Genomic DNA, 10,564 nt, shown 5'->3' with positions numbered 1-10,564 from the left:
CGGCGTCGGCCCGTCTTCAGCCCCAGCGACTCCACCTCGCGCACCTGGCCGTGCACGTAGCGCGCGTCACCTTCGCGCACCGACAGCGTCAGCAGCGCGTCCTTCCCGATGAGGTCCGCCACCACCAACGGCTCGCCGTCCTTCGTGAAGAAGTCGACCCGGAAGTCATACAGCCTGCTGACACCCTCCGTGCCAGACACCCCGGACACACTCAGCTCATCGGGGCCATGGGCACCAAGCTGCACGGAGAACGCGGGCGAGTTCCCTCGAGACATGACGCCCCCTTCGCCAGCGGTGTAACCACCGGGGCAGAGAATAGGAGCGGAATACTACCACACCGGCTACTCACGGTCCTTCGTCCAGCCCTGCCGGGCTACCCCTGGAGGTTCTTCCAAGCCTCCTCAAGCTCCCGCTGCACGGCTGGGGAAGGTGTCCGTCCGGAGGAACGGAAATCCGCTACCGCCCCCCGCGCCTCGGCCCCTCCGACGGCGCCCAGCGCGCGCAACCATTGGACCCAATCACCGTCTTCGGCAGCAGCCCGCGCCAGAGGCTCGGACAACCAGGCCAGGCCCTCCGCCGATTGCACTCCATCCAGCAGGGTCACCCAGGCCCTCCGGGTTCGAGGCTCGGCCAACAGCGCCGCCACTTCGCGGCGATAGGCGCCACGGTCCATCCGCCCCAGGGCCTCGGCCGAGCGCGCCAGCGCGATTTCGAGCTGCGGGGAAGAGGGCTGCTCTCGCAGGTTCACCAGCGCCCGCTCGCACGCGGCCAGAGCCTCGGGCGAACCTGTTGCCCCGGGCAGCACCTGGAGAAGCACCTGCCGCGCTTCGGGCCCCCCGGCTTCCGCCAGGAATCCCGCGGCCAGGGCCAGTTCCCCCGGAAGCAGCTGGCCCCGGGTAGAGAGCCAGCCCAGCGCGGGGACGCAGTGAACGACGCCCAGCAGGGTGATGAGGGGCTTTCGCTGCGCGTCCTTCTCCATCAATGGAAGCGCGTGCTCCAGGAACGAGGCTTCGTCCCGCTTCGGGAGCGCCTTCAGCGCCTGGGCCAGGTGGTGTGCCATCACTCCCAGGTCGGCTTGGTCATATGCCAGGATTTCCCGCGCGACACCGATCTCCGCGAGCGCTTCCGGCTTGTCCTTCGCGAGCGGTTCCAATTGCTTCAGCAACCGGGCGGCGCCCGCCCCTCCAATCGAGCCGAGCGCGCCTGCCATCCGGACCAGCTCGTCCTCGGTCAACCCGACACGGCCTGGCAAGGCCGACAGCACGGGGAGCGCTTCGCGCGCTTTCGCCATGCCCAGCGCGTCGATGAGCACGGGGCGTGGGCGGGCCTCCATGAGCGCGGGCTCCACGCGCGCGACAAAGCCCGCCGGGTCATGCTGTCCGACGTGCCCCAGCGCCTCCGCGACCTTCAGTTCCATCTCACTCCACATGTCGGGCCGCATCACAGGCGGCTCCCTCAGGATGGACAGCAGGGGAGCAATGGCCGCGTCCGTGGCGCCCGAGAGCCAGGTGTCCCATTGCGAATCCCGCTCCTCCGCGGATTCGAAGGGCCCCATCGGTCCCACCTGCCCAGACAATACCTGGAGCACTTCTTCCCGCGTCATTGCTCACCCTCCACTACGACCAGCTCGTAGATGGTTCGCGTCACGTTTGAACCCACCCAATAGCCAACGCCTCCCGCAACCAACGTCCCCACTCCGTGCACGGCCCAGGCCACGGGTCCTGCCACATCGACGGGGGTCCACCACAGCGCGAACGCAGCGGCGCCGGCGGACGCCCCAGCCCACCCACCCGCGGACTCGACGACGGCCTTCACCTTGTCCTCCGCGACGATGACCTTGTAGAGGTCCGCGGCGACGCCCACGACGATGAAGACGCGTCCCCCCCAGCGGAAGACAGAGCGCACCCGGCCGGACCACTTCAGCTTCTGATGAAGCTTCTGAGCGGCCTCCTGGACGACGGGCTCCGCGCCAATCTTCAAGGCATCCAGGGCCCGGAGAATCTGCTGAGGCGAGTTCCCCTTGAGCAGGATCTTCGTCCGGTCCGCGACGACGCCAAACTTCCCGGAGCCCTGCTTCGAGAAATCGCTGCCCGGCTCCAGCAACACCTCGGCGCATTTTGCTTTCGATTGAGCAACCTCCGCGCCAATGCGTTGCCACATGCGCAGCTCGGCGATTCCCCGGATGCGCGAGGCCAGGCCCTTGCGCTGGGCACTGTTCAACGGCCGGTCCGAGGGAACCTTGAGGCGCTCGCGGTAGGACCGCTCCAGGTCCCGCATCTGCGCCGCGTCACCCTGGATCTTGCTGTGCTCCTGCTGGAAGTAGGACTTGAGCTGGGCCTCATTGTAGACGTGCGCATCCTTCGGCAGGATGAGCTCGACTTCGACCCTGACGTTCTTGGTAGCGTCGGTGCCCGTGAAGGGATTGCCTTCCGTGACGAAGTACGCGGAGCCCTTGAAATTGCCGAGGTCCGGCCGCCACGGGTACTCGCCCTTGCCGAAGTTGTTGAGGATCTTCAGCGCCACCTCAGGTGTGACCTGGGAGAAGCCCTGGATGCGCTTGAAGCCAGAAGCCTGGAGTCCGAGCGCCCCTGACTTGGGGAGCTGAAGCGGCTGCGGGACGAAGAGCTTCTCCCCAGGATTGATTTCGTCCTGGGAGCGTCCCTTGAACAGCACGGCATTCGCGGGGTGCTTGTAGATCAACCTCCAATCCGTCGGCGGGTACTGCGCGGCAATGGATTCGAGGGACTCGCCCGTCTTGACTGTGTGCCAGGGCATACGCAGCTCCGGGGATTCGCGCCGCTAGCCGCGCGGAACGACCTCGGCCTCCAGCTCCGGGAAGAGCACCTTGACTTCACCCGCGGGGGTCTCGTCCAACCGGGCCTTGCCCTGACCGTCCGTCTTGCCTTTCTTCACGCTGCCATCGGGCAGGATGATTTCATAGGCGACTCCATCCAAGCCCTTGCCCTTTCCATCCTTGAGCTGGAACGCAACCGGGCCCGGTTTCAGATCTTCGATCTGGGTGATGTCCTTGAGCCGCGCTGAGGCATTGGCAAGCGCGCCGGCGGCTTCCATCTTGACCTTGGAGCCCTTGAACTTCACCTCGGAGCCATCGAGCGTCAGCGTCTTGGCATTGAGCTTGATTGCACCTGACTTCTCGACCTTCAGAATCAGATTGCCGCCAACGAGGAGCGAAAACGTGTCTGCCTTGAGTTCGAATTTTCCGGTCAGCCACGCTACGGGTTCCTTGACCTTGAATTCGCTCACGGTACCGGTCTGGGTGTTCCAGTCCTTGCCGACCACCCAGCTCACCTGGCCTTGAACCTCGGTTTGGAAGTCAGCTCCGACCTTGGACTGCTTGTCCTTGGCAACGGTCTCCTGACGGGTGCCCACGACGTACTCGAGAGAGGCGGCGCCAATCTCCGTCGTTTTGACCCCGCCAGTCGCCTCGTTCAAGGCCAGGGCCACGTTCACGCCATACCCACCACCGATGGTGGTGGCCTTCGCCAGCGTCACGTTCTCCATCGCCCCCTGGGAGACGAAGGTGGTGATGTTCTTGCTCACCGTCATGGACTGGTTGCCCTCGACGGCCTCGTCGTGGCTGCCCTGCGTCGTGGTGTCCCGGTCCTTCTGCACCAGCAGCGTCTGGTTCCCCTCCACCACGCCCACGTCGTCCTCCTCCACCTGCAACCGATGGTAGCCCTCCACCGTGCGCTTGCGGTCCTTCTTCACCAGCAGGTCCTCGTACCCGCGCACCTGCTGGTCCTTGTCGTTCTCCGTGAGCAGGTCCTCGTCCTTCTGCGCGTGGGTGAAGACCTCCTCCTCGCCCGAGGAGTCTTCAATCCGCACCTCGTTGAAGCCGTTGCTGCCCAGGCTGGAGGCGCTCTTGCGCGTGGACTTCGTCTTCTCGTCCGGCAGCGCGTACGGCACCGTATTCGTGCCGTTGTAGACGGCCCCCGCCACCAGCGGCCGGTCCGGGTCTCCCTCCAGGAAGCGCACAATCACTTCCTGGCCGATACGCGGCAGCCACACGTCACCCCAGGCCGGGCCACCCCACGGCTGGCCCACGCGCACCCAGCACGACGACTTCTCGTCCCGCTTGCCCTCGCGGTCCCAGTGGAACTGCACCTTGATGCGCCCGTGCGCGTCGGTGTGGATTTCCTCGCCCGCCGGGCCCGTCACCGTGGCCGTCTGCGGGCCGGCGATTTGAGGCAGCGGCGTCAGCCGGCGCGGCCGGAAGGGCACCGCCTTGGGCAGCAGGTGGAACTGGTTGCGGTAGAGCCCCTGCAGGGACTCGCTGCCACCCGACACGTCCGGCTGCATGCCCGAGTGCACCACCTCGGTGATGAGGTACTCGCCCGCGAAGGTGCCGTCCTCCGGCGCGTCCAGCTCCATCAGGAAGCCGGGCGTCAGCCGGGGGGCAATGGCCTCACCCGCCAGCGTGCGTCCGCCCACGCCCGCCGCCTCCGCGCGCACGCTGGCGGCGGACTTGCCCACGCCCGGGGCCACGTACCCGGCCGGGTAGTCGTAGATTTCGAGCGCCTCCAGGCCCTCGGGCGCCTTGCCCTTGCCGGAGATGTCCAGGGCGGGCTTCTCGAAGTCGAAGTCCTTCAGGTGCACGGCGCCGGGCCGCAGCCGGTGCACCACCTCCAGCGCGTAGACGAACTCGCCGTCCACCGCCTCCTTGCCCATGCGCGGGCGCAAGGGCAGCGTCTGGCCCTGCGTCAGCGGCGCGTGCGCGCTCGGCTTGTCGCCCAGCACCAGCGTGTGGCCCGCGTCCGTGTGCTCGAAGAAGTAGAAGATGCCCTCCCACTCCATGAGCCGGCTGACGAAGGCGAAGTCACTCTCGCGGTACTGCACGCAGTACTCGCGCGGCGAGTAGCTGCCGGACAGCGCCAGCCGCACCTCCACCCCGCCCTCGCCCAGCACCGCCTTGAGGATGTCGGGCACGCTCTGGTTCTGGAAGATGCGGCTCTTGTGCACCTGGGACAGGCGCCACAGCTTCGGCACCACGTGGGCCCGGTAGCGGCGTCGGCCCGTCTTCAGCCCCAGCGACTCCACCTCGCGCACCTGGCCGTGCACGTAGCGCGCGTCACCTTCGCGCACCGACAGCGTCAGCAGCGCGTCCTTCCCGATGAGGTCCGCCACCACCAGCGGCTCGCCGTCCTTCGTGAAGAAGTCGACCCGGAAGTCATACAGCCTGCTGACGCCCTCCGTGCCAGACAGACCGGACACACTCAGGTCGTCGGGGCCATGGGCACCAAGCTGCACGGAGAACGCGGGCTCACTGTGTCGCGACATGACTCCCCCTTCGCCAGCGGTGGAGCTCCACCGGCGGCTGGGAACGGCGGCGGAATTCTACCACATGGGGTCAACACAGACGCACACCCAGGCCGGGAATGCGGAATCAGGCGCCGAGCGGGTCCGTGGTCCGCACCACGCGCATTCCCGCCGCGCGGAAGTCCTGGAGGGCGGCGTCCGCCACCCGGGGGAAGTCCAGGGCGGGGGGCAGCGGGTCCAGCGGGGGCGCCGGCACGGGGCTCATGGCGTCCTCCAGGATGAAGATGCGCCCCAGCTTCGAGCGGTCCGTCCGCTCAAGGTGCTGCCTCAGGTCCTGGAGCGTGGACAGGACACAGTGGGACTTGGCCTGCCCGAAGACATACACCCGGTCGAAGGACATCAGGTGGTCGAAGAGGCGCGTGTTGAACTCACCCACCTTCTGCCCCTTCACCTCCGTCACCTCGGGAGACAGGACGGAGTAGTTCTCGGTGAGGGGGTGCTCGCCCTTGAGCTCGAACCAGGTGGGCGTGTCACGCACCAGGGCGTGGAAGAGGCTGGCCTCGTAGACGGCGGGCACCAGCGCGTGGCTGAGGCCTCCCAGCAGGGCATGGAAGGGCCAGATGGTGAGGACGTACCGGCCGGTGGCCTCCAGCCGCTCGCAGTAGGCGAGGCTCTCCTCCGGGAAGCGGGTGGCCTGCCAGCGGCCCGCCCGCACGTCCGCCGAGGTAATCACCGACAGGGGCGCGGGAGGCCGGCCCTCCGCGTCACGCCACCAGGCGGGGTGGAAGATTTGAAACGCCCGGTGGGTGTCGAGCGAGAACACCAGCTCCGTCAGGCGGTCCAGGTGCGAGTAGAGGAAGCGCAGCGCGCGCTGCGTGTCCTCGACGGCGCCGGGGACGAAGAGGCTGGCGCCGGGGGTGCAGAAGGCCACCTGCACGTCGATGCCGAAGGCGGCGATGCGCAGCGTGTCCTCGCGAGCGGGGCGGATGCGGTGCTCGGCGGCGTAGCGGCGGGCCTCCTCGGCGACCTCCGCGCCGCGCTCCAACTGGAGCTGGCCGGCGCGCGCGTCCTCGTGGAAGCGGGGCATGGGCAGGGGCATGACGTCCTCGGGTGTCCTGGCGGGGGGGCTGAACGGAAGCGGCTCAGCGGCCCTTGGGGAAGTGGCGGCGCGTGAGCTCCTCGACGAGCGCCAGGGTGGCCGGGGTGTAGCCGATGCGGGCCTCGGCGGCGGCCTCCTGCGCACCGACGAGCGACGGGGCCTCGGGCGGGCTGTCCATGAGGGGGAAGTAGCCGTCGGGCACCGGCTCGCCCTCCTGGCCGACGAGGCCGATGGGCCCGGAGCCATGGCGGCGGCGGAAGAGGACGGGAGTGCCGGGGACGCTCTGCTTGCCCTCGGCCAGCTCGTTGCCGAACTTCATGACGGGCGTGGGGCCGGTGCGCGACAGCTTGTAGATGGCGGCGACGCGGTCTCGGGTGAGGGGGCACTCCATGGTGCGGGCGACGATGTGGCCGCCGTAGCCGTAGAACTGCGCGGACGGCTCCCAGCCCACCTGGCGCCGCAGCTCCTCGAACTCGCGGGTGGCCTGGGCGTCCAGGCCGTCCTCGAGGATGTTGACGGGGCGGATGCCCATGTCGCGCGCGCGCGTCACTGCGTAGAGGTACTGGAGCTTCTTGTTGCCCGAGTCGAAGCGGATGGAGTCCTGCGAGCTCGGGTCCTCGCGGATGAGCTGGAAGGCGGCGGGGATGCCGGAGGTGAGCGTGTCGAAGGTGTCCAGCAGGTAGCTGGAGCGGCTGGGCCGGCGCTCGCGCATGGCGCGGAAGGCGGCATCGTCCGAGCCGTAGCGCTGGATGTGCTCATGGCCCATGGTGCCCACGGGAATCATCCCCAGCTTGCGGGCGCCCTCCACGTTGCTGGTGCGCTGGACGCCGGCCTCCTTGCACGCGAGCAGGGCCAGCTCGTGGTGCTGCTGGCAGGTGGCGGCGCGCAGGCCCACCTCGAAGATGCGGGCGGGGTCCTCGACGATGTCGACGAGCTCCTTCACGGTGGCGCGCACGCGGCGCAGGTAGCCCTCGGAGTCGACGGTGATGGGGACGCCCTTCACGCCAACGGCGTCGAGCGTCTCCAGCGCGAGGGCCTTCTGCTCCTCGCAGGTGACTGTGGCGAGCGCGCGCGCGAGCGCGTCGCGGTCCGAGAGGGCCAGGGTGGCCACCTGGACGCGGTAGTTGAGCTGGAGGAGGAGGGGCTCCAACCAGGACACGAGGGCGGAGGGGCCGGTGACGGTGAGGATGGGCTCGCGCGGGTAGAAGAGCGCGCCCTTGGGGATGGCGCGGACGGAGAGCTTGTCCTTGCGGAGGATGGCGGCCTTGAAGCCGACGCCCATCTCGTAGTCGTAGCGGGCGAGAAACTCGTAGTCCTCGGGCTTCGGCTCGGGGAGCAGCGCCTTGACGTAGGCGGCGAGGTCGAAGGGCATGACCTGGAGGCCGCCCTTGCGGTGCGAGTAGTAGAAGGTCTCCTGGCGCAAGGGCCAGCCGGCCTCCGCCATGCTGAACTTGTAGCCATCCGTCGCGAGCAGCGAGGTTGCCATCCTGGGTGTACTCCTCCGTGTAGGAGAGCCTACGCGCGGGAGGGTGGTCTTTCCTACCCTCACCCCCACGCTTTCGCGGGCGCGGAGAGCAAGCGGGGTTAAAAGCAGGGGCCATGTCGCCGGCTCCCTCTCGACGACTCTTCTTCGCGCTCGCCGCCAGTCTGGCCGTCCATGGGCTCCTGTGGCTCCTGGTACGGGGAGATGCACCCGACGTGCGTCGGGCTCCGCCGCCCGCGCCGACCACGGTGGAGTGGGTCGAGGTGGAGGTGAAGGGCCCGCCCGAGCCCGCCCGCACGGCCGAGCGTCCGCCAGCGGAGCCCGCGACGCGTGAAGCGCAGCCGGAGCCGCCCGCGACGCAGCCGCCCGCGCAGCCGGAGCCGCCCCGCCTCGCCGAGCGCCCGCCGCCCGAGCCCACGCCTCCGCCCGAGCCCACGCCTCCGCCCGAGCCCCCCGCCGTCGCGGAGGCCGAGACAGCGCCACCGCCTTCACAGGCCGCGGCGAAGCCACCCCCTCCCCTCCTCGCGGACAGGCCGCGTGAGGACGTTCCACGGAACGCCCCGCTCCCACCGGACATGCCTCGCGCTGACGCGCCCCGAGCGGACCTGCTCCCGCCCTCGGACCTGCCGCGAGCGGATGCACCGCGAGCGGACCTGTTCCCCGCCGACCTGCCGCGCACGGAACCGTCGGGCTCGCGGCTGCTGCTCGCGGCGCGCTCGGTGACGGCGCCCGTGGACCGTGGAGACCCGGTGGCCATCCTGGACGGAGGAGTCGCGGACCCGGGAGCACCGCCCTCGCCGCAGGAACTGGTGCAGGACCTGGTCTCGGAGAGCATCGGCCGGGGCAAGGTGGCGCGCGGGTTGGTGCACCCCTACTTCAGCCAGCTCGGCAAGGCGCTGGTGAAGGCCTGGGACGCGGACCGATCGGTGAAGGAGCACGGGCTGCAGGGCTACTTCGACATGGGCATGGAGCGGGGCCGTGCGTACTCGCGAGTCTGGATGGAGCGCGCGGAGAGCTACGGCTCCTCAGGGGCCTTCGGGGCGAAGGACGCGCCGGAGGCAGACCGGCGCAAGCCCCTCAGCACGTCGGGAGACGCCACGCTTGCCACGCTCCAGACACGCCGCGAGATGCGCCAGAAGATGCGCGAGGAGTTCCGCACCACCCGCCGGGCCATCATCCGCGTGGAGCAGGACGCGCAGGGGCAGCTGCTGGACGTGAGGCTCGTGGACCCGAGCCACCAGCCGGAGGTGGACAAGGAAGCCATCAAGGACGTGCGCGCGGCGGCGGCGAAGCTACCCCCACCGCCGCCGGAAGCGGTGGGAGGACGCGAGCGAATCACCAGCCTCTGGCAGTTCGAGCTGATCATCTCCATCAGCCCGCCCATTCCGTCCTTCACCTTCGAGTTCGACGAGGCGCTCGGCTTCATCGACACGCGCATGCCGCTGGACCGCCGCATCTACAAGCGCGTGCGGCTGCTGGAGGTCCGCTGACGCCGGAGCACGGGCGCTCAGCCAGACCAGTCCTCCGGCTTGTAGAAGACCATCCCTGGAACGCCCCGCTTCTCGACGGCCTGCTTCACCCGCTCATGGATGATGATGGCATCCACGCTCTGGGCCAGGCGGAACATGAGCAGCCCCTGCGTCTTCGTGGGGTCGAGGACGAGACTATCGAAGAAGACGTCGATCATCTCCGAATCGAGGTTGATGGGGGCTCGCTTGGACTTATCCATGTCAGCCGCGGCAACGAGGCCCAGCACGTTGAAGGCCTTGTAGTCGTGGCGCTCCTGCCCGGTAACGGGGTCCTTCAGCACCGCGTCGAAGAGCTCGAAGTTGTCGACACCGGCATCCTGGAGCGCGTCCACCAGATCTTTCCGGATGAGGGGGACGCCGGGGCCGTAGAAGGCCTTCGGAGTGCCACGGTACGTGGAGCTCAATGCGTACTGGAGCGGCTGGGGCACCTGGATGCGGATTCGGGCTCCCGTGAACCAGGGCCCACCTGGCAGCCTCGGTGCCACATCCATCGCGGCAATGGGAACCGGTCCCGAGCACGCCATGACGTAGTACATGAAACGTTCTCCCCTTCATCAAGCGTCCGCGTGGCCGTCGACCTCGGAACGCTTCAGGTTCTTGTTGTGGAAGAGCGAGTGCCCACTCGCCATACCCGCCGCTCAGCCAGACCAGTCCTCCGGCTTGTAGAAGACCATCCCTGGAATGCCCCGCTTCTCGACGGCCTGCTTCACCCGCTCATGGATGATGATGGCATCCACGCTCTGGGCCAGGCGGAACATGAGCAACCCCTGCGTCTTCGTGTTGTCGATGACGAGACTGTCGAAGAAGACGTCGATCATCTCCGAATCGAGGTTGATGGGGGCTCGCTTGGACTTATCCATGTCAGCCGCGGCAACGAGGCCCAGCACGTTGAAGGCTTTGTACTCGTTGAACTCCTGCCCGGTGATGGGGTCCTTCAGCACCGCGTCGAAGAGCTCGAAGTTGTCCACACTCGCCTCTCGCAGCGCGTCCACCAGGTCGTTCCGGATGAGGGGGACGCCGGGGCTGTAGAATGCCTTCGGAGTGCCACGGTACGTGGAGCTCAGGGTGTACTGGAGCGGCTGGGGCACCTGGATACTGATTCGGGCCCCCCTGAACCAAGGCCCACCCGGCAACCTCGGTGCCGCCCCCATCGCCGCGATGGGGATCGGACCTTCG

At 68.3% G+C, this 10,564-nt stretch carries 9 protein-coding genes; 1 reads left to right on the top strand and 8 read right to left on the bottom strand.

All coding sequences use genetic code 11. The annotated features are described in order from the left end of the window. The 6 genes from G4D85_RS10145 to G4D85_RS10120 all read right to left on the bottom strand — a co-directional run. On the bottom strand, positions 1 to 275 hold a 275-nt coding region (locus G4D85_RS10145; protein WP_240359180.1), incomplete at its 3' end, for a phage late control D family protein. Positions 276 to 373: 98 nt separating this feature from the next. Next, positions 374 to 1,312 carry a hypothetical protein gene (locus G4D85_RS10140; RefSeq protein ID WP_164010483.1) on the bottom strand — a complete coding sequence of 313 codons (939 nt, stop codon included), beginning with the start codon at positions 1,310 to 1,312 and terminating at the stop codon, positions 374 to 376. Positions 1,313 to 1,599: 287 nt separating this feature from the next. Then, entirely contained in the window at positions 1,600 to 2,775 is a 1,176-nt protein-coding gene (locus tag G4D85_RS10135) for a LysM peptidoglycan-binding domain-containing protein (RefSeq protein WP_164010481.1), read from the bottom strand. A 24-nt stretch (positions 2,776 to 2,799) separates the two neighbouring features. Continuing rightward, positions 2,800 to 5,298, bottom strand: coding sequence for a type VI secretion system Vgr family protein (locus tag G4D85_RS10130; protein WP_164010478.1), 2,499 nt, complete (start codon positions 5,296 to 5,298; stop codon positions 2,800 to 2,802). A gap of 106 nt (positions 5,299 to 5,404) precedes the next feature. After that, the gene (locus G4D85_RS10125) at positions 5,405 to 6,376 is read right to left on the bottom strand and encodes a cysteine hydrolase family protein (protein WP_164010475.1); all 972 of its coding nucleotides are present in this window, start codon (positions 6,374 to 6,376) and stop codon (positions 5,405 to 5,407) included. A gap of 43 nt (positions 6,377 to 6,419) precedes the next feature. Next, entirely contained in the window at positions 6,420 to 7,862 is a 1,443-nt protein-coding gene (locus tag G4D85_RS10120; protein WP_164010472.1) for a nicotinate phosphoribosyltransferase, read from the bottom strand. Between the two features lie 113 nt (positions 7,863 to 7,975). On the opposite strand from G4D85_RS10120, the gene G4D85_RS10115 reads away from it, so the two are divergent. Further along, positions 7,976 to 9,349, top strand: a complete 1,374-nt coding sequence (locus G4D85_RS10115) for a TonB C-terminal domain-containing protein (protein ID WP_164010469.1) — start codon at positions 7,976 to 7,978, stop codon at positions 9,347 to 9,349. A 17-nt stretch (positions 9,350 to 9,366) separates the two neighbouring features. On the opposite strand, the gene G4D85_RS10110 is transcribed toward G4D85_RS10115, so the two are convergent. After that, a complete protein-coding gene (locus G4D85_RS10110; protein ID WP_164010467.1) occupies positions 9,367 to 9,924 on the bottom strand; it encodes an imm11 family protein in 558 nt (185 codons plus the stop codon). 102 nt (positions 9,925 to 10,026) lie between these two features. Then, positions 10,027 to 10,476, bottom strand: coding sequence for an imm11 family protein (locus G4D85_RS10105; protein ID WP_164010462.1), 450 nt, complete (start codon positions 10,474 to 10,476; stop codon positions 10,027 to 10,029). Between the last annotated feature and the right edge of the window lie 88 nt (positions 10,477 to 10,564).

It is taken from the genome of Pyxidicoccus trucidator (assembly GCF_010894435.1).
GTDB classification, from domain to species: Bacteria; Myxococcota; Myxococcia; order Myxococcales; family Myxococcaceae; genus Myxococcus; species Myxococcus trucidator.
Note: the sequence above shows the minus strand (reverse complement) of the source record. Positions and strands in the feature narration are given on the sequence as shown.

Excerpts from the sequence above, each read along its gene's own strand:
- G4D85_RS10115 (WP_164010469.1), top strand. The coding sequence starts at position 7,976 with ATGTCGCCGGCTCCCTCTCGACGACTCTTCTTCGCGCTCGCCGCCAGT.
- G4D85_RS10110 (WP_164010467.1), bottom strand. The coding sequence starts at position 9,924 with ATGTACTACGTCATGGCGTGCTCGGGACCGGTTCCCATTGCCGCGATG.
- G4D85_RS10125 (WP_164010475.1), bottom strand. The coding sequence starts at position 6,376 with ATGCCCCTGCCCATGCCCCGCTTCCACGAGGACGCGCGCGCCGGCCAG.
- G4D85_RS10135 (WP_164010481.1), bottom strand. The coding sequence starts at position 2,775 with ATGCCCTGGCACACAGTCAAGACGGGCGAGTCCCTCGAATCCATTGCC.
- G4D85_RS10120 (WP_164010472.1), bottom strand. The coding sequence starts at position 7,862 with ATGGCAACCTCGCTGCTCGCGACGGATGGCTACAAGTTCAGCATGGCG.
- G4D85_RS10130 (WP_164010478.1), bottom strand. The coding sequence starts at position 5,298 with ATGTCGCGACACAGTGAGCCCGCGTTCTCCGTGCAGCTTGGTGCCCAT.